Below are 25,540 nucleotides of genomic sequence, written 5' to 3' on the forward strand. Positions count from 1 at the left end.
TGTTTAAACTACGTAGAAACATAAAGCTGCCGGTAGCGTGGGCCTGCGCACCTGCTGTAGAACAGTCCAAAAAACACGAGCGGCGTTGACGAGACGCTTCGCGTCTCGTTCGCACACCAGAAATCTCCGATTTCTGGGGGCGCTGTATCCCCTCCCTGCTCGCGCCTTCGGCACTCGCTGAGGAAGGGGCATTAGCGCCTATTTCCTGGTAAGTGGAGGACGAACGCCCCGAATCGAAACGAACGACGTTCTCGACGGGTCGGGAATCGACGGACGCGACGCCCGTCGGCGACGCCACCGTGCAGGCGACCCGCAAACCCTTTTGCCCACACGTCCCCTACGTCGAAGTATGTACGTGCGGGACGCGAAAAACAGAGAGGAGGTCTGGTTGCTCGACCACATCGAGTCGATGGGGCTCGACGACACGGCGTTCCGCTCGCGCGATTACGTCGTCGCGATCGACGAGAACTCCGGCGAGAAGGCCGGCTTCGGTCGTATCCGCGTCCACAAGTTCGACCCCGACTCGGACGCCGACGAAGACCGCGAGGTCTGTGAACTGACCAGTATCGGCGTCCTCGAGGGGTGGCGCGGCCAGGGCGTCGGCGCCCACGTCGTCGAGCGTCTGCTCGAGTACGCGAGCGACGAGGGGTTCGAGACCGTCTACACGCTGACGGGCGAGGGAGGCTACCTCGCGCAGTTTGGCTTTCGGCGGATCGACGAATCGAAACTGCCGAAACCGCTTCGAGAGCGCCTCGAGGAGAAACGAGACGGCGTCGATCCCAACGCGAAACCGCTCGCGATCGACGTCGCTGAGTTCCGTATGCCCGAACGGCTTCGAGAGGCGTTCAAGCGGGCACCCGACGGTCGCGACGAAGCCTCGAGCGACGAGGCGGCCGAGGACTTCGGCATCGATTCCGAATCGGCGACCTACAAGTACGATACCGGCCGCTGAGGCGGACCACAACACTCCGTACGAGTGGCGTATCACCCGCTCGAGAGCAAATCCCGTCGCACGGGCGCTTCGCCAACCTTCAAGCCCTGCCATCCCCTCCGTACCGACAATGTTCGACCCCGACGAACTGGAGGAGATCCGCGCGGGTCACGAGCAGTGGCACGAGGAGTCCGTCGAACCGGTGACCGACCGGTTCGGCGAGCGAAACGAGACGTTCACCACGGACACGGGGGGCCAGGAAGTCGATCGGCTGTATACGCCTTCGGACGTCGCCGACGTCGATTACCGGGACGACCTCGGTTATCCCGGCGAGGCGCCGTACACCCGCGGCGTCTACTCGACGGGCTATCGCGGTCGACTGTGGACGATGCGCCAGTACGCCGGCTTCTCGACGCCCGAGGACACGAACGAGCGCTATCACTACCTGCTCGACCAGGGCCAGACCGGCCTCTCGATGGCGTTCGACCTGCCGACGCAGATGGGCTACGACTCGGACGACGAGATGGCCGCCGGTGAAGTCGGTAAAGCCGGCGTCGCGATCGATTCGCTCTCTGATATGGAGACCGTCTTCGACGGCATTCCCCTCGACGAGGTGTCGACGTCGATGACGATCAACGCGCCCGCGTCCGTGTTGCTCGCGATGTATATCGCGGTCGGTGACCGGCAGGGCGTCGACCGCGAGCAGTTGCGCGGGACGATCCAGAACGACCTCTTAAAGGAGTACATCGCGCGCAACACCTACATCTATCCGCCGGAGCCGTCGATGCGGATCATCACCGACATCTTCGAGTTCTGTGCCGCGGAGACGCCGAAGTTCAACACGATCTCGATCTCCGGGTATCACATCCGCGAGGCCGGTTCGACCGCGGCCCAGGAACTCGCATTCACCCTTGGCAACGGGATCGAGTACGTCGAGGCGGCGATCGACGCCGGACTCGACGTCGACGAGTTCGCGCCACAGCTTTCGTTTTTCTTCAACGGTCACAACAACATCTTCGAAGAGGTCGCGAAGTTCCGTGCCGCCAGACGGATGTGGCACGACATCATGGAAGAACGGTTCGACGCGCAAAACCCCAAATCGAAGCAACTGAAGTTCCACACCCAGACTGCGGGCTCGATGCTGACCGCCCAGCAGATCGAGAACAACGTCGTCCGCGTCGCCTACCAGGCGCTTGCGGCCGTGTTGGGTGGCACCCAGAGTCTCCACACCAACGGCAAGGACGAGGCACTCGCGCTCCCGACCGAGCAGTCGGTTCGAACCGCGCTCCGAACCCAGCAGATTCTCGCCCACGAATCCGGCGCCGCCGACACGGTCGACCCGCTCGCCGGAAGCTACTACGTCGAGTCGCTTACCGACGACGTCGAGGACGAAGCCTACGACATCCTCGAGGCGGTCGACGACCGCGGCGGCATGCTCGAGGCCGCCGATCAGCAGTGGGTCCAGCGCCAGATCCAGGATACGGCGTTCGACCGCCAGAAGGAGATCGAATCGGGCGAGCGGATCATCGTCGGCGTCAACGAGTTCGAGGTCGACGAAGAGCCCGAGATGGACGTCCAGGAAGTCACCGAGGAAGACCAGCAACGCCAGATCGACCACCTCGAGTCCGTTCGCGAGGAGCGCGACGACGAAGCCGTGGAGGCGACCCTCGAGGCCCTTCGAGAGGACGCTCGCGGCGAAGAGAACCTGATGCCCGCGATCATCGACGCCGTGAAGGCGTACGCGACGGTCGGCGAGATCTGTACCGTCCTCCGCGAGGAGTTCGGCGAGTACCAGCCCGGAACCGCGATCTGAGATCGGGCTCAGGCGCGAACCGACGTGCTCCAGCATGGGCTTGAAGACTCGAGGCGACGACGGTCGACCCGTGACCTCCGAGTTTCCGATCGATCCGGTAACTGCAGGCGACGCCGAGATTCCCCGCCTCGGCTTCGGTACCGCGCGGATGACGGGCGACGAGTGTCGACACGCGGTCGAAACGGCTCTCGATGTCGGCTACCGCCACGTCGACACCGCACAGATGTACGACAACGAGGCGGCCGTCGGCGACGCGCTCGAGGCGAGCGACGTCGCTCGCGAGGACGTCTTCGTCGTCACGAAAGTCCACCCAAGCAACGCGGCAGCCGACGACGTTCTCGAGTCGACGGGGGAGAGCCTCGACCGTCTCGGACTGTCAACGGTGGACCTGCTCTTACTCCACGCGCCGAGCGATCACGCCCCGCTCGAGGAGACGCTGGGTGCGATGAGCGACCTTCAGAACGACGGAGCGGTTTCTCACGTCGGCGTGAGCAACTTCTCGGCCGATCAACTCGAGCGAGCGATCGAGGTATCGGACGTGCCGATCGTCGCGAACCAGGTGAACTGTCACCCCTACCATCGTCAGGACGATCTGCTCGAGTACTGCGTCGACCACGACGTCTGCCTGACGGCGTACAGCCCACTCGCGGAGGGGGCGGTCGCCGGTGACGACCAGCTGGCCGATATCGGCGAACCGTACGACAAGTCGGCGGTGCAGGTTGCGTTACGCTGGCTCGTCCAACAGCCGTCGGTCTCGGCGATCCCCAAGGCCTCGAGTCGCGAGCACATCGAGGCGAACGCGGCCGTCTTCGACTTCGAACTGACCGACGACGAGATGGACGCGGTCTCCGAGGTCAGCGGGGGCCTGTGGACCCGACTGGTCGACAGACTTGGCCTCGAATGATCGATACGATCGCGCCCGTCGGCGCGTCATCACCGAAGACGGACCGCCGTCCCGTAGGCCATCACTTCCGAGCCGCCGTCGGTGATCTGTGAGGTCTCGAGGCGGACGTTGACGACGGCGTCGGCACCCATCTCCTCGGTGTGATCTTCCATACGTGTGATAGCTTCGTCACGGGCTTTCGAGAGGAGATCCGAGTACGCCTTGAGTTCGCCGCCGAAGATATTTCGGATCCCCTGCGTGAAGTCCTGGCCAGCGTTTTTCGCTTCGACCGTGTTTCCGCGTGCGATTCCGAGTACGTCGACGATTTCACCGTCCGGGACGGTTTCCGTATTCGTGATGTACATCTCACAGGTTTTGTACACTGGACCCTCATATGTTTTCTGTGACAGGTGTCGACGATCACGAAGCCGGGCCCGCCAGCCGTCCCGACCCCGACGGTATTTGATCCGGCCCGATCAACGTCAGATATGCACTTCGATCACGCCGGCATCGCGACGGACGACGCGACGGAACTCGCCGAGCTGTACGGAACCCTGTTTGGTCTCGAGATCGCCCACGAAGAGGAGTTCGACGGCATGCGGGTCGTCTTTCTGGACTGTGGGAACGGCTACTTCGAGTTGCTCGAGCCCCTCGAGGAGGGGACGATCGCACGGTATCTCGAAGAGCAGGGGTCGGGCATCCACCACCTCGCGCTGGCGACCGACGACGTCGAGGCCGCCCTCGAGCGCACTCGCGAACATGGCGTCGCCCTCGTCGACGAGGAGCCGCGACCGGGCGCCTGGGGTCACTCGGTCGCGTTCTTACATCCCCGCGATACGGGCGGTATCTTGCTCGAGTTCGTCGAACACTGATACGGACTGCTGAAAGTCGATACCGGCGAAACCCGAACGGGTCGTCGTTTCGCCGATAACCAGTTACAGCCATCCGGACGAAACGATAGTAGCCACTGAAACCCAGTGTCCACCTAGTCCGAGTTCTCGGGCAGAACCGACGTTCTGACGCCGATTCTATCCCGGTATTGTGAGTAGTCGCCAAATAGCTTCGGTTATTACTGTTGTTGAATTGGACAATTATACGGAATGTTGAAAAACAAGAATTCCTAATAAATACTTTTTGATCGTGGCAACATATACATCGGACGTTGCGTGTTTGAGAAAAGACAACACGGGGCAAAGGGTCTGGACCATGAGTTCATCAGCTACCGATCGACGTAAATCGGAGGCGGCGACGATCGACCGCCGTCGTCTCCTTCAGGGAATCGCAGCGACAGGTATCGCCGCCGGTGCCGGTTGTGCTGGGGAAGACGAAGAGGACGACGACGAGACGATCGAAGACGACGAAGGGACACAGGACGACGAGGACGACGCCGCACTCGAGGACGTACAGGACGGTGGCCGGCTGGAGCTAGCGATCGAACGTCCTGGAATGGATCACGTCGACTACGTCATGTCGACGCTCGCCGACGATTCGATCATCTACAACGCCATCTACGACGACGTCTACGAGATGTCCCTCGAGGGCGAGTTACACAACTGGATGGCCGAGGAGTACGAACTGGTCGAAGCACAGGACGTCGACGAACTGGACTACGAACCGTACATGCGGGAACTCGAGATCGAAGACGTCGAGGAGGACGAAGACACCGGCGAGTTCGAGCCCGCCCTCGAGGAGGTCGACTGGCCGAACACGGTGTTGATCCATCATCCCGAGGACATGGCCGCGGTCGCCGAGGGCGAGCTCGAAGCCGGAGACTCCGTTCGCGCGCTGACGCGGGAAGAAGCCGGGGAAGCCGTCGAAGACGGCGTCTACGGAACGCACCTCCGCGGTCGATTCCACGAGGGAATCGAGTTCCACGACGGGACGGAGCTGACGGCCGGCGACCTGATCGGATCCTACGACCGCCACGTCGACAGCATGCTCCACGGGCAGGTCGTCGACGCCTTCCTCCATGCCGACGCGCCGGAGGGCGAGAACGGCTACGAGTTCGAGCTGTACCACCAGCTTCCGGACGCCGGGGCCGAACTCGAGGCGCCGGTGACGATCTTCCCCGAGGATCAACACGACGTTCCGCCGGGAGAACTCGAGCCCGAAGAGTGGGTCGGAACGGGACCGTACGAGATCGTCGAGTACGACGAGGGAGAACAGGTACTACTCGAGCGAATGGACAACTACTGGCTCGAAGAGGTCGGCCTCGACGGCAAGGAGTGGTGGGACGGCCCCGAGGACTTCCCCGAAGCGCCGGTCATCGACGAGATCAACGTCCGCTTCGTTCCCGAGGAGGGGACCCGCGTCGCCGGTCTCCAGGACGGCTCGGTTGATCTCGCGTACGAACTCCCGGCCGTCGAGCGGGATGCGTTCGACGACAATCCGGATTTCACCGTCGACTCCCAGCCGGCGACGGGGTTCAAGTTCATGACGTTCCCGATGGAGGAGACGGACACGGGTGGGGCCTTCGCGAACCAGGAGGTCCGACAGGCCGTCGCCAACCTGATTCCTCGCCAGCAGATCGTCGACGTCGTCGACGCCGGGTGGGGCGAACCCGGCCTGGTTCCGATCCCGGAGCCCCCTTCGGCACTCGCCACGCAGGGAACCTACGAGGAACTCACCGAGTCCGACTGGGCGTTGCCGGCAGATCCCGACCACGAGGCGGCCGAAGAGATGATCGAAGAGAGCCCGCTCGAGGCGCCGATCGACATCGTCATCGAGACGAACGCGGACGACGAGACCAGACAGGACAAGGTGACGCTCATCGTCGACGAGTTGAACGCGAGCGGGCTGTTCGACGCCACGATGGAGACGCCCGCCGACATCGGAGACTGGACGGTGACGATGCTCGAGGTCGACGGTTCGCGCTTCGATTACTCGGAGCGAAACGCCGCGACCGTGATCGGTCTGGCGGGCACCTGGGAGCCCCACGGCTACAACGAAGCCATACACGACCCCGACAACCACAACATCTGTTGCAACTGGTTCTTCCCGGCGGGGACGTTCGACTGGATGGACGACTACCGGGCCTGTCGGTTCTCCGTTGACGCCGCCGAGGACGACGACACCCGCCGCGAGATGTACGACGAGATCTGGCCGACGATCGTCGAGGAGTCCGCGACGACGATGGTGGACTTCTCACTCGAGACGGCCGTCGCGGGACCCGACGTCGAGGGGTTCAACGTGTACGTCGACCGCCGCCAGCACGTGGAGTGGTCGCTTCACGCGCCGTACGACGAACAGCTCACGTGGCTCGATCGGGCCGAGTGACCGGTTCGTACCAGCTATGGGTCTTCGACGCTTTATCGTCCACCGCCTGCTCGTCTCGATCCCGGTACTGTTCGGCGTTTCGATCATCACGTTCTCGCTGGTTCACCTCACGCCGACGGACGTGGTGGACCTCCTCATCGGACTGAATCCCGACGTGCAACCGGGCCAGGAGGAACAGCTCCGTCGCGAACTGGGGTTCGACCGTCCGGTTTACATCCAGTACGTCGACTGGTTGACGGACGTTTTACGTGGCGATTTCGGCGAGGTCTATACAATGGGAGGTGACGCCGGCGAACTCATTTGGGGTCGGCTTCCGGAGACGATCGCGCTCGGCGTCTTCGGCTGGCTGTTCGCACTCCTCATCGCGATCCCCGCGGGGATCTACGCCGCCGCGAAACGAGGTCAGGTCGCCGACGATGCCAGCCGCTTCGTCGCCCTCGCCGGCATCTCGATTCCGAACTTCTGGCTGGGGCTGATGTTGATCGCCATCTTCGCCGTCCAGATCGACCTCTGGCCGGTGTTGAATCCACAGGAGCCGTTGCTCTCCCGGTCGATGCTCTGGTGGTTGATCCTTCCAGGCGTTACCATCGGAACGGCCGCCTCCGCGAACGTCATGCGGATCATGCGAACGTCGATGGCCGAGGAACTGGGCAAGGAGTACGTCACGGCCGCACGGGCGAAGGGACTCCCCGAGCGGACCGTCCTCCTCAAACACGTGCTTCGCAACTCGCTGATCTCGGTCGTGACGGTCGCCGCGTTCCTCACGGCCAACATCGTCGCCGGGGCGGTCGTCGTCGAAGTCGTCTTCGGCTGGCCCGGGCTCGGCCACCTGTTCGTCGAAGCGATCTACGTCCGAGAGGTGAACCTCATCATGGGGATCACCCTGCTCACCGGCGCGGCGATCATCCTCGCGAACCTGCTTGCGGACATCGTCTACGCGATCCTCGACCCACGAATCAGAGACGAGTACTGAACCATGTCAACAGAGAGAGGACGTATCAAGATCGACGGCTTTCACGGCGAACGCTCCCGCGACCTCGAGTCGGATCCCGCGGTCGGCGACGAGGTCGAACGGGACGTCGAGAGCCGATGGTACAGGGTCGCCAGACAGATCGTCCGCGACAGACTCGCGTTGATCGGTGCCGTCGTCGTCGTGCTCATGGTCGTCTCGGCCGTCTTCGCGCGACCGATCGAGGCGTGGGGGTACACCGTCCAGCCGTTCGCGCTGGCTCCGTTCGACCCGACGAGTACGGGCGTCGGCGCACCCTACCAGTCGCCGTCCCTGGGCCACCCGATGGGGACCGACCGGCTCGGCCGCGATATCCTGTCGCGAGTGATGTACGGCGCCCGCTTTAGCGTCTCGATCGGTCTGATCGTGACGGCGCTTGCCGCCTCGTTCGGGATCGTCTACGGCGGCATCTCGGGATACTTTGGCGGGACGGTCGACGACGTGTTGATGCGCATCGTCGACATGGTGTTTGCCTTCCCCGGACTCGTCCTCGCGCTGGTCATCATTGCCATGATCGGGCGAGGGTACTGGGAACTCGTCGCGGCGTTCGCTCTCCCCGGATGGGCGATCTACGCCCGACTGATCCGCGGCGAGATCTTGAAGGTGAAACAAAACGAGTACGTCCTCGCGGCCAAGGCGCTGGGCGCCCGCGACCGCACCGTCCTCTCGCGTCACGTCATTCCGAACGCCATCGCGCCGGTGATCGTCCAAGCCACGCTCAGCATCGGAACCGTCGTTATCGGCGTCGCCGCCCTCGGATTCCTCGGTCTCGGATTCACCGCCGACACGCCCGAGTGGGGGACGATGCTCGAGATCGAACGCGATACGATCGTCTCGGCCGGCGGCGAGTGGCGGTGGTGGGCGACGTTCTTCCCGGGCATCATGATCTTCATCTTCGTGATGGCCATGAACATGATCGGCGACGCGATCAACGACGCACTCGACGCACAGGCGAGCGAGACGACACAGATGGGGGGTGGCTGATGGCGTTGCTGGAAGTCAAGGACCTTACGGTTACCTTCTACACCCCGGAGGGAGTCGTCAGAGCCGTCGAGGACCTCTCGTTTACGATCGAACGCGGCGAGAAATTCGGTGTCGTCGGCGAGAGCGGCGCCGGCAAGAGCGTGAGCGGACTCTCCGTGCTCCGGCTGATCGAATCGCCGGGTCGGATCGAACGCGGCGAGATCCTTCTCGAGGGCGAAGACGTCCTCGAGATGGACGACGACGAACTCAGGAGCGTTCGGGGGAATCGGATCGCCATGATCTTCCAGGACGCCCAGACGGCGTTGAACCCGGTCTATACGATCGGCGAGCAGATCGCAGAAGCGATGCGATACCACCTCGGCTACGACGACGAGGAGGCTCGAGCCGAGACGATCGATCTGCTCGATACCGTCGGCATTCCCGATGCCGAGTCGCGTTACGGCGACTATCCCCACGAGTTCTCCGGCGGCATGCAACAGCGAGTGGTTATCGCGATGGCGCTGTCGTGTGACCCCGATCTGTTGATCGCCGACGAGCCGACCACCGCACTCGACGTGATGACCGAGGCCAAGATCCTCGAGGAACTCGAGGACCTCGCCGAGGAGTTCGACACCGCGGTTCAGCTCATCACGCACGACCTCGGCGTCATCGCGGAATTTTGCGACCGCGTGATGGTTATGTACGCCGGCCAGTCGGTCGAGCTGGCATCCGTCGACGAGCTGTTCTACGACCCGAAACACCCCTACACCGTCGGATTGATGGCATCGATTCCTCGGATTGGAGCCGGCGACGATCGTCTCCAGACGATCTCCGGGAGTATGCCCGACCTGATCGAGGTGCCGTCCGGCTGTCGCTTCCATCCCCGCTGTCCGTACGCCGAGGAGATCTGTCGGCGAAAGGAGCCGCCACTCGCCGAGCCGAAAACCGGCCGTGAAGCCGATCCGGACTCGGATCGAGCGGCGCGGTGTCTCGAGTACACCGGCGATCTCTCGGAGGGGCTGTCGTTTACCGTCGACGTCGAGGAGACGGCCGATCCGGGTCGACCCCACTCGGGTGAGTCCGATGACTGACGGCGACCCGATCCTCGAGACGACGGGCCTGACGAAACACTACGAATCCGAGGGAAGTTTCGTCGATACCCTCCTCGGTCGGTCGGATCTGGTCAGAGCGGTCGAGGGGGTCGACCTCGAGCTGTATCCCGGCGAAACGCTCGGAATCGTCGGCGAGAGCGGCTGTGGCAAGACGACGCTCGGACGCGCCTTGCTCAGACTCGTCGAGCCGACGTCGGGATCGATCACCTACAGGTCAGAGACCGACGAGGGAACGACCCGAGAGATCGAACTGACTGATCTCTCCTCGTCCGATCTCCGCGATCTCAGAACGCACCTCCAGTACATCTTCCAGGATCCCTTCTCGAGTCTCAACCCCCGGTTGACGGTCGGTGACATCGTCGGCGAACCGCTCGATATCCACGGTATCGCCGACGACGAGCGCCGAACCCAGCGCATCTACGACCTCCTCGAGACGGTCGGCCTGAACGCGAGTCACGCCCACCGCTACCCACACGAGTTCTCCGGCGGCCAGCGCCAGCGCATCGGAATCGCCCGCGCGCTCGCCGTCGACCCGGAGGTGATCGTCTGTGACGAGCCGGTTAGCGCCCTGGACGTCAGCGTTCAGGCCCAGATCCTGAACCTCCTCGAGGAGTTACAAACCGAGTTCGACCTCTCGTACGTCTTCATCGCCCACGACCTGAGCGTCGTCGAACACATCGCCGACCGCGTCGGCGTGATGTACCTCGGTGAGATGGCGGAGGTGGGCGAGACGCGGGAACTGTTCGCCGACCCCAAACATCCGTACACCGAGGCGTTGCTCTCGGTCATTCCCGAGCCGGATCCACAGTGGGTGGGCGAGAAGATCCTGCTCGAGGGGCAGGTGCCGTCGCCGATCGATCCGCCGTCGGGCTGTCGGTTTCACACGCGCTGTCATCGAGTGATTCCACCCGAGGAGTTCGATCTCGAGCAGTCCGTGTGGCGGTCGGTGCTGGACCTCAAACTCGCCGCCAGGGAGGCGACGTCGACGACCGAACTGGTCAGTCTGGGCCGCCAGGGAACGATTCGACCCGACCTCGAGGACGAAGACGTCGACACGCTCGCGGACGTCGTCCGATCGGCGTTCGAGATTCCCGCGACGCTCTCGGATCCGGAGGCCGAACGGCTGACCGCGGAGGCGATCCGGACGCTCCACGCCGCCGATCCCGACGCGATGGCCGACGCGCTCGAGGAGGCGTTCGTCTCGCCGTGTGAGACGGTCCGTCCCGACCTGCTCGCGGTCGACGGCACCCAGGAGGTCGCGTGTTTGCTCCACGACGATCGGACCGGGGACACACTCGAGACGCCGGCGGACGACGGAAGCGAGGCGGCCGCCGACGACTGATCGGCGTCACAGACGGTTCTCGAGGAGGTGTTTCGACCGGCGCTTCGTAAACAGCGTGCTCGATGACTTCCTCGCCGCCGACGCTGGGAGTCACTCGAGACCGGTCTCACTCGAGGAACGATTCCGGATCCTTCTCGTAGAGTTCCCACATCGTCACGTCCGCATTTCGGATCGCCTCGTGGCGCGGGTGAGAATCACTCGTGAGATCGGACCACTCGAGGATGCCGGGGAAGATCAGCGGGATCGTGTGGGTGGAAACGTCGTCCCAGTCGGGTTCGTCGCCGGTGAACACCTCCGCGACGAGTTCGGCCGTTTCGGTGGTGTGGCGATCGCCGGCGACGGTCGGTTCGACGCCGAGTCCCAGTTTGTAGGGGTAGGCTACCCAGTGCCAGCGCTTTCCAGCACCGTGGTGAACGGCTGGTGTCCAGGTGTAAACCCCTCCGGGAACCAACTGTTTCGTATCTGCAGGGTGATCGGTCTCGAGGTCACGCCACATCTCGACGGTCCACGAACCGTCCTCCCAGATTCCGGATCCCCGCCAGTCCGCAGCGCTCCCGTGCGGTTCTCGAAGCGGACGGCGTGGGATCATCGCCCCCTCCCACTCTGCGATACTCGGATCGAATTCGACTGCATCCTCCAGTTCTAATGCGTACGTTCCGTCCTGTTGATCCGGGAACGTCCCATCTCGAATCTCGCTGTAATCGAGCGCACCACGTTCGACGACGTCGGGGTCCCACATGTACTCGGGCCCGTCCGTCGGATTCCACTCCTGTGTCGTGTACGTGTTCTGTCCCTGGTCGCTGTGTCGATATTCGAGGACGTGGTGGTCGGTTCCGTATCCTTTCGGATTGCTTCGGTGGGCACGCCACATCGGAAGATCGAGGAAGACGCCGTCTCGCTTGAGCGCCTCGAGTTCACCCTCCGGTCTGATCCGTCGCCAGTCGTTTTCCCACCACTCTCCTTCACACGCCTGCGGGATGTACTTTCGAACGTCGGTCTTCCCGAGACCGTCGTCACCGAGGTGTTCGTGCTCCCGAACGGCCCGTTCGGAGGCCTCACTCGGCAGAGATCGCATTCCGGTGTGAGCAGTCAACCAGCCACCGAACTCCTCGAACCCCTCGACGGAGCCGTCGTCGAGCAGGAAACTGATGCGGTCTTCGTAGAAGCCGGCGTGGTCGGGATGATCGCCCGCGCCCATCCAGGGAGACGGGTTCGCGAACCGCCTCCACTCGCCGTTACGGTAGACGAGCATGTCGTGGACCCAGCCGCCAGGGTTTGGCTGATCCCAGCGGAATCGAAAGTAGATCTGCGCTGAATTGAACGCGATCTGGGTGTCGAGTCGCTTCAACGTCTGCTCCGGACGCCAGTGATCAGTCATCGCCGGTTTACCTCCCGGTGTTCGACCGCCGTCGTCCGACGATCACATCCGCTCTGGTGGGTGTGGCATTCGAACGCTGTTGATTCGTCGCCATTGATCGGGTCTCATTCAGTATCGCGAGTGAACTCATAACTAGCTACGGGTGCGCCAGATCGAGTGCAACGAAAAACGCCGTCGGTAGCGAGAATTCCGCAGTGCTTTGGACGCCGATCCGTCTTACTCCCCGCTCGAGACGGCCGGCCCGACGGTCGATCGATCGGCGGTGAACTCGAGAAACCGGCGACCGCAATCGCCACACCGAACCGTCAACACCTGCCGGTCGCTACAGCACGACCGCACCGGCCCGTCGCTGAACTCGATCGTTCCGGAGCAGAAAAAGCAGTCGTCCTGAAACGACCGAAGCGACTGGAGGATGCGGTATCGCTGTCTGGGCGGGACGTCAGCCCACCGATAGGTCGCCTCGCGTATCGATGCATCCGTCGCGGCGTCGAAGACGAGGGCGTCCGACGAGGGCCAGTTTCGGATCGTATTCCGGATCCGAAACGCCGTGTACGGACGGCTCGGAACGGTCACCTGCTCCTCGTCGACGCCGAAGATCTCCGCGACGATCGCCTCGTCGATGCCACGCGCTCGGAACGTCTCGAGGTGGTCCCGGACGTCGGCCTCGAACGCGGCCGTAAACCTGAGTTGTTCGTCACCGTCGGACGGCCGGATCGCGTCGATCGACCGGAGGAACGCCTCGGGATCGACGGCGTGTTCGCGACGGTATCTGATCCGCTCCTCGGTCGATTTGTCGGCCATGGTGTGCGAACAGGTAACGATATCCTCACACTATAGCGTTGCGTCGATTCTCTGCTCGCTCGAGTCGAGTTCGTTCGTAATCGCCGATTTCGACTCGGACCGAATCGAACTGGGTCGACGCCGGTCGAATCGGTCGAGATTAGCTGGACCCAATCCGTCGTTTCGGGATCGACGGTGACCGAACGCTTTTGCCACTGAGTCGGGTGCTAGCAGTAATCAATGCGTCGGATCTACGATTCGGGAGCGTTACACCGAGACGACGACGAGCCCCACGCGCCGGCCGAGGGCGAAGATCGAACGCCACAGGCGGTCCGGTGGCTTCCCGGGGCGGCGGTGAGTCGACTGTTCGTTCCCGACTGGCTCCGGTATCGTGCGATTTCGGTCGACGTGGAGACGCCACGCGAGGAGTACAGCGTGGGCGAGTCGGTTTCCATCCACGTCACGATGTCGAACGCGATGCCGTTCCCGATCACGATCCGGACCGCGTCGCCAGTCCGGTGGACGTGGTCGGTCGACGGGGCACTCGAGGCGTCCAGAGTCCCGCAGTCCGATCCGCCGGACGATCCCCACAGCTTTCGGTTCGGCCGGGGCGAACGCAAGCGGTTTACGCGGCGGTGGAACGGCATGTTCCGCGTCTCTAATTCCGAGTGGGAGCCGGCCACCCCTGGCGAATACGCGATTTCCGCCGCGGTGAACGTGGACGATCCGGCGGCCGGCGGGCTCGCGGACGAAACCACCGTTCGACTGACGCCGTCGGATCGATCGCCGTAACTCGAGCGTAACCCAACGAGACCCGCGATCGCCAACTGGTCGGACCGGACAAACGTTAGCAGGCTGGAGGGTCAACTTCGGACGACACTCATCCCGATTGGGTGGCGGGAAAGGCTACCGGAAACCCAATCCGTCTATACCGTTCCGTGGTGGATTCGGGTGATGACCACGGTCGTCGAACTCGAGGTTTCAGCCGATCGTCTCGCTTTCGAGCGGACGTTCGATCGCGTGCCGACGTTCGAGTTTCGGATCGCCGGAATGATCGGTGGCTCCTCGCCACTCGTGCGGGCGTCGGGGGCGGATCGACGAACGCTCCAGCGGGCGCTCGAGGCCGATCCCTCCATCGACGTGATTGCGAGCCTGACGACCGCGACCGAACCCGACTCGATCCGGGCGAGCGACGATCAGGACGGCTGTCTGTTCCGTCTCGAGTTCGAAGACGGCGTCAAGCTGTTTCAGGAGATCGTCACTGACAACGATGGTGCGATCTTGACCGCCCGCGGCGGGGACGACGCCTGGTCGGTACAGCTTCTCTTTCACGACCGAGAGGCGGTGTCGGACGCCTACGACCTGTTCGGACAGTACGAGTTCGACGTGGACGTGACGCGCGTGACCGGCATCGACGACCTGGCCCGCGCCCGGACGCCGTTGACGGAGACGCAGTACGAGACGATCCGTGTGGCACACGATCTGGGGTATTTCGCCGTCCCTCGCGAAGTGACCCTCGAAGAACTCGCCACGGAGTTGGGAATCTCACACCAGGCGCTCTCCGAACGCCTTCGACGGAGCCACGAGGCGCTCATCAGCGCGGAGCTCTCCGAAGGCATCACGCGGACGAAGATCGATCCGTGATCGTCACCACCCGAGATGCCCTCACTTGGCACTCGTGAAAATCGAGTTCTCCTCGAGATGTACTTTTCGAATATGTTCGATTATCCACCAAGTTTTGGATGTTCGTCTACCTAATGAGGAGAGATTGTCGAATCTGCCCCAACAAGTAGCTTTATTATTAGACAGTGCGACAAACCATTCGTCGGTGCTGTAACCGACCCCGTGACGCACTGCCAGACGACTACCCCTGTAAGCGCCGGTGGATCACTCGTGCTCGTACCGACGCTTGCGGCCACTCGTGGCTGTGTGGCCGCTCCTGTGATCCTTTTGTACCGTCCTCGAGACTCGAAGCGTCTCGCAATCGGAGACAGTGCCGAGAACACCGATAAGAAGAGGAAACCAACGCGGTGACCGTCAATCAGCGCGAGAATGCGTCGGAAGAACGAACGTGTCGTCGACCTCCTCCAGAAGGCGATGTGCGTAGAACGCGACGGAGAAATCCTGCGGACTCGGGATCGAACAGCCGAGAATCCCGATCGCCACGGCTACCGAGACCGGCGATTCGAGCGAGACGAGATCGAACCCCACGAGTCCGAAGACGAGAGCGGCGAGTGCGAGCGGTGCGAGCGCCGATATGCGGAATATCCACGGAGACTCATCGCCGGTCGGATATGGCCGAACCAGCGCCCACGGGCAACTGGCAAGCATCCCTAACGCGCCGCCGGTACGATCCGGACCGTAAACGACGGTGTACTCGACGCGTGCCAGTCGAAGTACGAGCGCGTGTAACCCCTCGTGTGCAACCAGACCGACGAATACCGCGAGAACGAGACTGACTCCAGCAACCACCACGTTCGCCTCGATCATTGGTCCATCCGAGTGTACACCTGTTCCGTCCTCGTTCCCATCCCATCCAATCTGCTGTCTCGATCGTCCGGCACGGACGGGGACCATCGCGGGTGTGCCGGTACTGCCCGACAGCGAATTGCACTACGCCGTCTCGTACGGACTGCGACGAGTCGCTACCGACCGATCGCACGACGGCAGTCGACCGGAAATCGGTCGTCACAGACCGTCTCACTCGACGCAGTGGATCGAACGACCGGCGAACGGAAGTCCTCGTGGCTTCATCCGTGGATACATTAAGTACCCATTACCGACCGACCGTCGCCGGAGTGGGGTCCCGCCTCGGACCGCAGTCGCTCGCTCGAGTCGTGAGCGGACGCGGGTGGTGGGCCTTACCCGAACCGGCGGCGGATGGACCATCTCAAAGATAACAGAGTTCGTATATGAAATATGATTGAAAAAATATTATTGAACCACTACTGGTGTCCCAGGCATGATACTCATATCCAGGAAATTTCCCACAGTACGGCATAGTAGCGATTTTAGAGTTCGATTTCGTGCGGCCTACGGATCCAACCGTATTCTCTATCGAAAGACGCCATATTGTCTCTCAATGGACCCATTTCCGGCGATTTCACGATCAGCCCCGAACCGACCCAAAAGTGATGGCAAAAGTATATTATATAGGTAATATACCTTATCTTTTGGCCGTCCGGCTAGCTGTCGGTCGAGTATCGTCGCTCGAGTACCGCCGGAATCGTCACGGATCGATCGAGGAGCGGTGATCGGTTGGGAATCGGTGAAGCGATTTCCCCGTTCGCACTCGAGTGAAAGTGTCCCGGCCGTTCAACGACCACCGTAGTTCATGTACACCGTCTTGATCGAGGTGAAAAAGTCGAGACCCGCATCGCCCTGTTCGCGATACGTGTTCGTCGAGGAGCCCTTGTAGCCGCCGAAGGGGACGTGCAGTTCGAGGCCAGTCGTCTTCTCGTTGACCTTGGCGACGCCGGCTTCGACCCGCTCGACGAACCGGTTGGCCTGACCCAGGTCGTGAGTAACGATGCTCGCGGAGAGGCCGTACTCGACGTCGTTCGCGACCGCGACGGCCGCGTCGAAATCCCCGACCGGCAGGACCGCGACCACCGGTCCGAACACCTCCTCCTGGGCGATCCGCATCTCGCTTTCGACGTCCGAAAACACCGTCGGCTCGACGTAGTAGCCGTCGTCGTACTCGCCACCGGTGAGTCTCGACCCCCCGGCCTCGAGCGTCGCACCGTCCTCGCGGGCGACGTCGACGTACTCGAGGGTCGACTCGAGTTCGCTCGCGTTCACGTGTGGACCCATATCGGGATCCTCGAGTCCGGGCCCGACGTCGAGCGACGCCGCGTAGTCGGTAAGCGCCTCGAGGAACTCGTCGTAAACCTCCTCGTGGACGATGGCACGCGAGCAGGCGGTACAGGACTGTCCCGTCGTCCCGAAGGCGCCGACGCCGACGATTTCGGCGGCCGTCTCGAGGTCGGCACTCGGCATGACGACCGTCGGGTTCTTGCCGCCCATCTCACACTGCACCCGAGTCAGGTCGGTCGCCGCCGCCCGAGCGACGGCGGTGCCGACGGTCGTACTCCCAGTAAACGAGACGGCGTCGACGTCCTCGTGTTCGGCCAGCGGCGTTCCGACCTCGCGGCCGGAGCCGGTCACGAGGTTCGCGACGCCATCGGGGATTCCCGCCGTCTCGAGGCATTCGAAGAGGATTCTACTCGAGTTCGGCGCGGCCGAGGCGGGTTTGATCACGAGCGTGTTTCCGGTCGCGAGCGCGGGCGCGATCTTCCAGGCGGGGATCGCGATCGGGTAGTTCCAGGGGGTGATCAGCCCGACGGTGCCGAGGGGCTCTCGCTTCGTATATAACTCCGTCGCCGGTCCGCTGGCGGCCTTCGCTGTCCCGCCGAGGTCGCGCGCTTTCTGTCCGTAGTATCGGAAGATGTCGATCGCACGCTGGACCTCGCCGGCCGCCTCGCTTCGCGTCTTTCCTTCCTCGCGGACGAGCGTTTCGGTCGCTTCCGTCTTTCGGTCCTCGAGGGCGTCACCGGTGGCCGTGAGGACGGACCCGCGTTCGGGGCCGGGCGTCCGACGCCACGACTCCTGTGCGCCGACTGCGGCGTCGACCGCCGTCTCGACGTCGATACGCGAGGAGTCCTGGTAGGCACCGACTATCTCGTCCGCGTTCGCGGGGTTTCGGACGTCGAACGTCCCGCCACGTTCCGATTCGATCCACTGACCGTCGACGTAGTTGTCGTACTCCGTCGGCATACAGGCGGGTGGTTCACTGTCATCGTATACAACTATTGTGGATCCGGCGACAACACCTCGCGACGTCAGTGTCTGGGTCGCCGACGCACTCGAGTACGATTTCGTCGCCGCTATGGTCGACCGACCAAAGTACCTATGACCTTCTGTGAGAATCGCCTCGTATGGACGTTCTGATGACTGGCTCGTACGGCCGATGTGGAACCGCCATCATCGACCACCTCCACGACGACCCCGCCTACGAGTTTACCTACCTGAACCGATCCGACCGACCCGACGATCACGAGTACGGCGGCTACGAGACGATCGTCGCCGATATCGCGGACGCCGCGGCCCTAGAACGGGCCGCCGAGGGAACCGACGCGATGATCCACCTCGCGGGGTATCCGGACACCGACGGCACCTGGGAGGACGTTCTCGAGCCGAACGTGATCGGAATGGTGAACGCACTCGAGGCCGCCCGGAAGGCCGAACTCGAGACCGTCGTCTTCGGCTCGACCAACCACGTCATGGGGATGTACGAACTCGAGACCGCACCGGAGCTGTACTTCGGGGCGGACGCCCCGTTTCGGTTGACAGCCGACGATCCGGTTCGGCCCGACTCCTACTACGGCGCCTCGAAAAGCTTCGGCGAGGATCTGGGGCGGTACTACGTCGAATCGTTCGAGTATCCAAAACGGTTCCACGCGCTTCGAATCTGTACGGTCAACATGCCGGAGTACGACCATCCCTACGGCGACGCCGAGGCGCGCGTCGACGATGGGGTCTTCGAACGCGAAAGCGAGGAGTATCGCCAGTGGGTCGCACGGATGAAGGGGATGTGGCAGTCACGCCGGGACTTCGCACACATGATCGACTGCTGTCTCCAGGCAGACGAAGAAGGCTTCGACATCTTCAGCGGCGTCAGCGACAACGACAGGCGCTGGTACAGCATCGAACACGCGCGGAACGCGATCGGCTACGATCCACAGGACAACGCCGAAACCTGGGATGAACCTCCCGAGGGCCGTGGTCGGTGAAACGATAGTAGCCGCCAGTTCGCAAGCGAGAGTGCGTCGACGGAAAACGACTCCTATCGCACCTCCTTGTCCTTCATCCCGTCTCGACCGTCGAAAACTGCACAGTTTTGTCGGTGACGGCCGCCACCGGTCGATCTCCACGAGTCCTCGACTCGCAGGCCTCTCCGAACGACGTCGCCAGCGACGCCGATTCGTCACCCATATTGTTCCCCTGTGAGGAACAGATGGTGGGGAGACAACCCTTCGGTCGTCCACGATCCGTTCGCTCGCTTCGATCGTCGCTCGAGGTGGCCGGCGACCTGCTCTCTCTCGAGGCGATGCGCTCGGCGTATTCGGCCCCACGACGACGGAATTGACGGAGACGATGAAGATCGTATACAATCGTACCACTGTAATAACACTGTGTTCCCCAAGAGGGAACGAGTGGGGCGAAACTCGGCCGTTCGACCGGGAGCATTCGCGAAAGATCGGAACGGCGTCGATAAATGGATAGTTCGTATACGGTCCGTTCGTCAGAAACGGCTCTGGGTGAGACACGCGGACGAAATTGCCGGTACGTGACGGCATCGTTCCCCGTGGGGGAACGTCTTGGGTCGAACTCGAGAACATAATCGGCTCGACGAGAGATGACTCCCCTGTCGATTACAGGAGAATTTATAACTGCGCGCTTCGTCGGTCGTCGATACCAGAAATGGACAACGCGATTCGATACGGCGTCGTCGGCTGTGCTGGAATGGGAACGAACCACGCCGATGCGATCGAGGAGATCGACGGTGCGACGCTCGTCGCCTGTGCGGACGTCGACGAGGGGATCGCACGATCGTTCGCGGAGACGTACGATACCGCCTGGTACACGGACCCGGCGGAGATGGCACGCGACGCAGAACTCGACGCCGCGAGCGTCTGTACGCCAAACGGAACCCACCTCGAAATCGTCACGGCACTCGCCGAGGCCGGGGTCGACGTTCTCTGTGAGAAGCCCCTGGAGATCACGCCCGAGCGGACGAACGAGTTGGTCGACGTCTGCGAGCGAGCTGACGTCACGGCCGGCTGTATCTTCCAGCGACGGACCTGTGGCGGTCCACGATTGGCTCGAGAGGCGCTTGCGGACGGGCGCCTCGGTGAGCTCGTCCTCGGTGAGGTCCAGGTGAAATGGTACCGTGAACCGTCGTACTACGACGACGTCGGATGGCACGGAACCGCCGATGTCGACGGTGGAATCCTCCACACCCAGGCGCTTCACGGCATCGACTTGCTCCAGTGGGCGACGGGCGGAATCGAACGCGTCGCCGCGAAATCCGAAGCCCGCCACCACGACATCGAGGTTCCGGACACCGTCGTCGTCAGCGTCGAGTTCGCCGACGGAGGCTACGGGCAGATCACTGGATCGACCGCCGTCTACCCACAGGAGCCGATCACGTTGCGAGTACACGGAACCGAAGGCTCGATAGCGTGGTACGAGGACGAACTCGAGTCCTTCGAGACGATCGACGGCGACGACGCGACGGCCGAACCGTTCCACCTGGGGACGGGTATTCCGGCACAAGTGCGTGACTTCGTCGAGGCGATCGAGGAAAACCGCGAACCAATGGTTCCGCTCCCCGAGGCGCGAAAGACGAACGACGTCGTGTTCGCCATCGAAGCGGCGATCGAACGCGAGGAGTGGGTCGACGTCGCGGCCGTTCGCGACGAGAGAAGCGGTCCCTGACCTTCCGGTCTAACATTCGTGATCCGTTCCGGGCTAAACCTCCGTGATCAGGTCCCGGTTGGAGGCGATCGAACCGATCAGGAGTCGACGGCCGACCGCGAGAACGGATCCCACTCGAGGTGGAGGATGACGAGGCTGGCGACGAACGTAAGGACGACCGGAGCGAGCGTGAGTTGCGCGACGACGTACGAGCCGGTTCCAGACTCGAGATACGGATACGAAAACCCGAGAAGTAAGAGAAAGAGGATATCGATCGTCACGATCGTTTTACAGACCGACTGCATGAGCGTCATACCCCGGTTTGGTGGCCGGCGCTGATAAGTGTATGTCCCTCGGTCTCAATCACCATAACCTTTATTGTAAATCACTCCACAGGCATAAGTGGAATGCCAACCGATGCGAATCGCACCTCGAGAGCGTCGAGACGGGACGTTATCCGGCTCGGTGCGCTCGGGACCGCGGCAATGGTTGCAGGGTGTAGTAGTCAAGAACCGGAAGATGAGGAAGGCCTCAACGGGGACGAAGACGCGATTCGGTTCCGGACCGACGACCGCGATTACGCGGCCCCGGAGGACCGTCACTTCAACCCGTTCAACCCGTCCGGAACGGCCGCGTGGTATCCGGGTCGTCTGGTCTTCGACAAGATGGCGGTCTACTCCGCGCCCGCCGACGAGATCTTCCCGATGATCGTCGAAGACTACAGCAAGCCCGACGACGACACGCTCGAGGTGGAGATCAGGGACGACTGGGTCTGGCACAACGGCGATCCGGTCGTCGTCGAGGACTGGACGATGCAAGTCGAGATCAACAACGCGTTGATCCACGAGGGCGAAGTCGATATCGACGATCCGGACGCTGGCCCGTTCGTCCAGGACATCGAAGTCGTCGACGACCACTTCGCACGACTCTCGCTCCGTGACCCGCTGTCCGAACACTTCACGGCCATTCAGGCGCTCGCGCGCCCTCCCGGGGAGATTCACCACGGCGTCTTTACGAAACACGACGACGACACCTGGAGCGAGTGGCACGAGCAGATCGTCCACGGCGACGGCGACGAACGAATGAGCGGTATCGAAGACGCCATCACGACGCCGTACCCAGAAATCACCGATCACCCCATCGGAAACGGCCCCTTCGAAGTCGCGACCATCGGCGACGACGAGATCGTCTGTGAAGTGTTCGACGACCACCCGTACGCCGATGATATCGAGATCGACGAGTTCTCGATTCACCACTTCGAGGACCCGATTCAGGCCTACCTGCAGGAGAACGTCGACGCCTCCCACAGCGGCTGGCCCGCGCCGCCGGACCTGCAAGAACAGATGCCCCCGGGATCGGAACTCATCTCCGAGGACCTCTCGCACAACAACCTGATCACGTTCAACTGCGGCTACGACGTGGACGTCTGGGATACGCCGTTCGAGAGCCGGGAGGTTCGCCAGGCTGTTGCCCACGTCTTCGACAAGGAAGGGCTGGCAACGCTGGCCGAGGGCACCGAAATCGAGGTCTTCGAGTTCCCCCCGTGTCGTGTCCCACACGGCGCGCTCCAGGAGGGTGTCGTCGACGTAAGCGACTTCACCGAGTACGGCCAGAACGACACCGAGACGGCGACCGAACTGCTCGAAGGCGAGGGGTACTCCCTCGAGGACGGCACCTGGTATACACCCGACGACGAGGTGTTCGAAATCTCGATCCTCGGCGGCTTCGACAACGTCGTCATCCAGACGCTCGTCGCCAACCTGAACGACTTTGGAATCGAGACGGTCCAGGAGGAAGTCGACGACGCGACGTTCGACGAGCGGCGGATGGCCGGCGAGTACGACATCATCCCCGACGGGTCGTCGGCGGACAGCATCTCCGAGATGTGGTCGCTCGACCTCTGGGACTGGATCAGCGATCTCACCCACCACAGCCCGGAGATGACCATCCCGATGCCGGTCGGCGATCCGACGGGATCGGACGGCGAGCAGACGATCAATGTCGCCGAACACCTGACCGAGTGGCGAATCACGAACGACGAACAGTACCACCGAGAGCTAATGTGGGCCTGGAACCAGCACATCCCCCAGGCCGAGATGGGCTTCGAGCCCTCGAACGGCGTGCTCAACACGGGTAACGGCTGGGAGCTAGACGCCAGACACGAGATCAAACACGGACTCGACACCGTGTTGTTCGACGTCCACTCGCTCCCGGACGGCGTGTTGAGACGGGAGTGAATCGGAGACTACCTCTAACCGGCATCGCTCGAGGCGCCGTCCGGCGAGCACACACCACACCGTCTCCGCTGACCGGGCTCACCGAGTGCGACCGACGTTACCTCGAGTGCCACTGGTCAGACTTCGAGCCATCGCCGTCCGCGGCGGCGGCCCACGACCGCGAAACGTGCTGGTTCTCGGGCGCCCAGCGGATATTCTGTCGACGGTCGACTGACTCGAATGGCGGTCAGTTGATACCCATACGTTTATAAGATATTGCCTCAGTAGTACGGTACGTATGGATTGGAGAGTTCGGCGAATAGGCCAGGCACTGTTTACGGTGTGGGGGGTGATAACGATCTCCTTCGTTCTCGTGCGGACGATGCCGGGGAACCCGATGTCCGCGATGGTCGTACGGTACGAAGAACAGGGAATTTCGCCGGCACAGGCACGGCATCTCGTGGAGCTTCGACTCAATATTAATCCGCAGGAACCGATTCCGATCGCGTATCTCAACTATATGGCGTCGACGTTACAGGGAGACCTCGGTCAGTCGTTGTACTACGACAGACCGGTGGCGGAAATTCTCGCGACCGCGTTGCCGTGGACGCTGTTCGTGTTGAGCTGGGCGATGTTCATCAGTTTCTTCGTCGGCATCGCCCTGGGTGCGTTGATGGCCTACTGGGAGGGGGGGCGGTTGGACGTCGGGTTGACCGGCTACGCGACGGTGATGGGATCGATCCCGTTCTACGTGCTCGCGATCTTGTTGCTGGTGGTTTTCGGCTACCGGTACGGTGTTTTCCCGACCGGCGGCCGACAACCGACGGGTATCGAACCGGGATTCAACTGGCCGTACATACGGGGCGTGATACACCACGCGGCGTTGCCGGTGATCTCACTGCTTGTGGTCTCGGGAGCCGCATCGCTGAGTATGCGCGGAAACAGCATTCGAGTGCTCGGCGAGGATTACCTTCGCGTCGCCCGTCTCCGAGGATTACCGGACTCGACGATCGCTGTCCAGTACGTCGCCCGGAACGCGATCTTACCGATGTATACGGGTCTGATGATCAGTATCGGTAGCATGTTCGGCGGCTCGATAATTCTCGAGGAGGTGTTCGCCTATCGTGGCGTTGGCTACTACATGATGTCGGCGGTCGACCAGCGCGACTACCCGCTGATGATGGGGGCGTTTACCATCATCACGATCGCCGTCGTCATCGCCCTGCTGTTTGCAGACCTGACGTACTCGAAGATCGATCCGCGTGCAGGAGGTGAAGGTCGTGAAGGATTCTAACGGGATCGGCGACGATCGCTCGACCGCCACCGACGGCGGCACCACCAGATCGCCGTTCGAAGCGATCTCGGACGTCGAGGAGACGCGTCGTGATCGGTACCGGAAGCGATACGAGACGTACGTCTACGCCCCGCTTTCGATCATCTGGGACGACTGGCGTGCCCGAATCGGCATCGCCATAATCGCGTTCTACGTCCTCGTCGGCACGCTCGGCGTCTACCTCATCGAGCCGACGTCGAATCTCGACGGCTCCGCGTTCATCCAGCCGTTCGAAACCTGGGAACACCCACTCGGAACCGATCGTATGGGGCGTGATCTGCTCGCCGATGCGGTCCACTCGACCCGACCGATGCTGATTATGATGATCTCGGGCGGGCTGTTCACCGTCTCGCTCGGAACCGCCATCGGTGCGGTCGCCGGCTACAAGGGCGGAATCACCGACACCGTCCTCAACTCGATCACCGACGTGTTCATCAACATTCCCGGATTGCCGCTCGTGATCGTGCTCTCGGTCATGTTCGAACCCCGCCATCCGGTTATGGTCGGCATCCTGCTGAGCGTCGCGGCCTGGGCGGGGCTCGCGAGGGCGATCCGATCGCAAGTGCTTACGATACGGATGGAATCGTTCACCGAATCGGCCCGCGCGATGGACATCCCAACCTCGCGGATCATCCGGAAAGACGTTCTCCCGCATCTCATGCCGTATCTCGTCATCAACCTGATGAACGCGATCCGGAACATCATCTTCTCGGCCGTCGGGCTATACTTCCTCGGCGTACTGCCGTTCGAGGACCAAAACTGGGGAATCACGCTCTATGCGGCGTACGACCAGGGCGCACACTACCGACCGGGTGCGATTCACTGGCTGTTGATCCCGATGGTCGCGATCATCGGGATCTCGATCGGGTTGATACTGCTCGGCCAGTCGCTCGACCGCGTGTTCAACCCGCGCGTCAGAGCCCGCCACGAAAACGGCGGCGGAGAGGTCGATCCCGAGGAGGACGTGGACACAGACAACACCGGAATGATCAAACAAGTGTAACGAAACCGTTATGACGATTTCA

At 62.5% G+C, this 25,540-nt stretch carries 22 protein-coding genes; 16 read left to right on the forward strand and 6 right to left on the reverse strand.

Going from position 1 to position 25,540, the window contains the following annotated elements:
* Positions 1-349 precede the first annotated feature (349 nt).
* The 3 genes from AB7C87_RS04070 (at position 350) to AB7C87_RS04080 (ending at position 3,648) form a co-directional block, all read left to right on the forward strand.
* Positions 350-952, forward strand: a complete 603-nt coding sequence (locus tag AB7C87_RS04070; RefSeq protein WP_369728115.1) for a GNAT family N-acetyltransferase — start codon at positions 350-352, stop codon at positions 950-952.
* A gap of 109 nt (positions 953-1,061) precedes the next feature.
* Entirely contained in the window at positions 1,062-2,744 is a 1,683-nt protein-coding gene (locus tag AB7C87_RS04075) for an acyl-CoA mutase large subunit family protein (RefSeq protein ID WP_369728116.1), read from the forward strand.
* A gap of 34 nt (positions 2,745-2,778) precedes the next feature.
* On the forward strand, positions 2,779-3,648 hold the full coding sequence (locus tag AB7C87_RS04080) for an aldo/keto reductase (protein WP_369728117.1): 870 nt from the start codon (positions 2,779-2,781) through the stop codon (positions 3,646-3,648).
* Between the two features lie 29 nt (positions 3,649-3,677).
* Here AB7C87_RS04080 and AB7C87_RS04085 read toward each other — a convergent pair whose 3' ends face one another.
* Entirely contained in the window at positions 3,678-3,992 is a 315-nt protein-coding gene (locus AB7C87_RS04085) for a YbjQ family protein (protein WP_369728118.1), read from the reverse strand.
* A 123-nt stretch (positions 3,993-4,115) separates the two neighbouring features.
* Between AB7C87_RS04085 and mce the strand changes: the two genes are divergently transcribed.
* The 6 genes from mce (at position 4,116) to AB7C87_RS04115 (ending at position 11,329) form a co-directional block, all read left to right on the forward strand.
* Positions 4,116-4,499, forward strand: a complete 384-nt coding sequence (gene mce, locus AB7C87_RS04090; protein WP_369728119.1) for a methylmalonyl-CoA epimerase — start codon at positions 4,116-4,118, stop codon at positions 4,497-4,499.
* 334 nt (positions 4,500-4,833) lie between these two features.
* Positions 4,834-6,903, forward strand: coding sequence for an ABC transporter substrate-binding protein (locus AB7C87_RS04095; protein ID WP_369728120.1), 2,070 nt, complete (start codon positions 4,834-4,836; stop codon positions 6,901-6,903).
* A gap of 16 nt (positions 6,904-6,919) precedes the next feature.
* Positions 6,920-7,876 (forward strand): ABC transporter permease, encoded by a 957-nt coding sequence (locus AB7C87_RS04100; protein WP_369728121.1) that lies wholly within the window; start codon positions 6,920-6,922, stop codon positions 7,874-7,876.
* Between the two features lie 3 nt (positions 7,877-7,879).
* Positions 7,880-8,896 (forward strand): ABC transporter permease, encoded by a 1,017-nt coding sequence (locus tag AB7C87_RS04105; protein ID WP_369728122.1) that lies wholly within the window; start codon positions 7,880-7,882, stop codon positions 8,894-8,896.
* A complete protein-coding gene (locus AB7C87_RS04110) occupies positions 8,896-9,966 on the forward strand; it encodes an ABC transporter ATP-binding protein (RefSeq protein ID WP_369728123.1) in 1,071 nt (356 codons plus the stop codon). Before AB7C87_RS04105 ends, AB7C87_RS04110 begins: the two co-directional genes overlap by 1 nt.
* Positions 9,959-11,329 (forward strand): ABC transporter ATP-binding protein, encoded by a 1,371-nt coding sequence (locus AB7C87_RS04115; RefSeq protein ID WP_369728124.1) that lies wholly within the window; start codon positions 9,959-9,961, stop codon positions 11,327-11,329. The genes AB7C87_RS04110 and AB7C87_RS04115 overlap by 8 nt, the downstream gene beginning before the upstream one ends.
* A gap of 106 nt (positions 11,330-11,435) precedes the next feature.
* On the opposite strand, the gene AB7C87_RS04120 is transcribed toward AB7C87_RS04115, so the two are convergent.
* Together AB7C87_RS04120 and AB7C87_RS04125 are read right to left on the reverse strand one after the other, a co-directional pair.
* On the reverse strand, positions 11,436-12,707 hold the full coding sequence (locus AB7C87_RS04120; RefSeq protein ID WP_369728125.1) for an ethylbenzene dehydrogenase-related protein: 1,272 nt from the start codon (positions 12,705-12,707) through the stop codon (positions 11,436-11,438).
* A 216-nt stretch (positions 12,708-12,923) separates the two neighbouring features.
* Complete coding sequence (locus AB7C87_RS04125) at positions 12,924-13,508, reverse strand: DUF8054 domain-containing protein (protein WP_369728126.1); 585 nt, start codon at positions 13,506-13,508, stop codon at positions 12,924-12,926.
* A 219-nt stretch (positions 13,509-13,727) separates the two neighbouring features.
* Here AB7C87_RS04125 and AB7C87_RS04130 point away from each other — a divergent pair, with 219 nt between their 5' ends.
* Both AB7C87_RS04130 and AB7C87_RS04135 read left to right on the forward strand, forming a co-directional pair.
* Complete coding sequence (locus tag AB7C87_RS04130; protein WP_369728127.1) at positions 13,728-14,279, forward strand: DUF7974 family protein; 552 nt, start codon at positions 13,728-13,730, stop codon at positions 14,277-14,279.
* 162 nt (positions 14,280-14,441) lie between these two features.
* A complete protein-coding gene (locus AB7C87_RS04135) occupies positions 14,442-15,131 on the forward strand; it encodes a helix-turn-helix domain-containing protein (protein ID WP_369728128.1) in 690 nt (229 codons plus the stop codon).
* A gap of 393 nt (positions 15,132-15,524) precedes the next feature.
* Here AB7C87_RS04135 and AB7C87_RS04140 read toward each other — a convergent pair whose 3' ends face one another.
* The gene (locus AB7C87_RS04140; RefSeq protein ID WP_369728129.1) at positions 15,525-15,977 is read right to left on the reverse strand and encodes a hypothetical protein; all 453 of its coding nucleotides are present in this window, start codon (positions 15,975-15,977) and stop codon (positions 15,525-15,527) included.
* Between the two features lie 825 nt (positions 15,978-16,802).
* Positions 16,803-18,263 carry a 2,5-dioxovalerate dehydrogenase gene (xacF, locus tag AB7C87_RS04145; protein ID WP_369728131.1) on the reverse strand — a complete coding sequence of 487 codons (1,461 nt, stop codon included), beginning with the start codon at positions 18,261-18,263 and terminating at the stop codon, positions 16,803-16,805.
* A gap of 161 nt (positions 18,264-18,424) precedes the next feature.
* Here xacF and AB7C87_RS04150 point away from each other — a divergent pair, with 161 nt between their 5' ends.
* Entirely contained in the window at positions 18,425-19,279 is an 855-nt protein-coding gene (locus AB7C87_RS04150; protein WP_369728132.1) for an NAD-dependent epimerase/dehydratase family protein, read from the forward strand.
* A gap of 691 nt (positions 19,280-19,970) precedes the next feature.
* Positions 19,971-20,987, forward strand: a complete 1,017-nt coding sequence (locus AB7C87_RS04155; RefSeq protein WP_369728133.1) for a Gfo/Idh/MocA family protein — start codon at positions 19,971-19,973, stop codon at positions 20,985-20,987.
* A gap of 77 nt (positions 20,988-21,064) precedes the next feature.
* Here AB7C87_RS04155 and AB7C87_RS04160 read toward each other — a convergent pair whose 3' ends face one another.
* Positions 21,065-21,280 (reverse strand): hypothetical protein, encoded by a 216-nt coding sequence (locus tag AB7C87_RS04160; RefSeq protein ID WP_369728134.1) that lies wholly within the window; start codon positions 21,278-21,280, stop codon positions 21,065-21,067.
* Between the two features lie 93 nt (positions 21,281-21,373).
* On the opposite strand from AB7C87_RS04160, the gene AB7C87_RS04165 reads away from it, so the two are divergent.
* The 3 genes from AB7C87_RS04165 to AB7C87_RS04175 all read left to right on the forward strand — a co-directional run bounded on the left by AB7C87_RS04165 (position 21,374) and on the right by AB7C87_RS04175 (position 25,518).
* Complete coding sequence (locus tag AB7C87_RS04165) at positions 21,374-23,203, forward strand: ABC transporter substrate-binding protein (protein ID WP_369728135.1); 1,830 nt, start codon at positions 21,374-21,376, stop codon at positions 23,201-23,203.
* A 277-nt stretch (positions 23,204-23,480) separates the two neighbouring features.
* The gene (locus tag AB7C87_RS04170) at positions 23,481-24,476 is read left to right on the forward strand and encodes an ABC transporter permease (RefSeq protein WP_369728136.1); all 996 of its coding nucleotides are present in this window, start codon (positions 23,481-23,483) and stop codon (positions 24,474-24,476) included.
* Complete coding sequence (locus tag AB7C87_RS04175; RefSeq protein ID WP_369728137.1) at positions 24,463-25,518, forward strand: ABC transporter permease; 1,056 nt, start codon at positions 24,463-24,465, stop codon at positions 25,516-25,518. Before AB7C87_RS04170 ends, AB7C87_RS04175 begins: the two co-directional genes overlap by 14 nt.
* The last annotated feature ends 22 nt before the right edge of the window (positions 25,519-25,540 follow it).

The organism is Natrarchaeobius versutus, from assembly GCF_041205745.1.
Lineage (GTDB): Archaea > Halobacteriota > Halobacteria > Halobacteriales > Natrialbaceae > Natrarchaeobius > Natrarchaeobius versutus.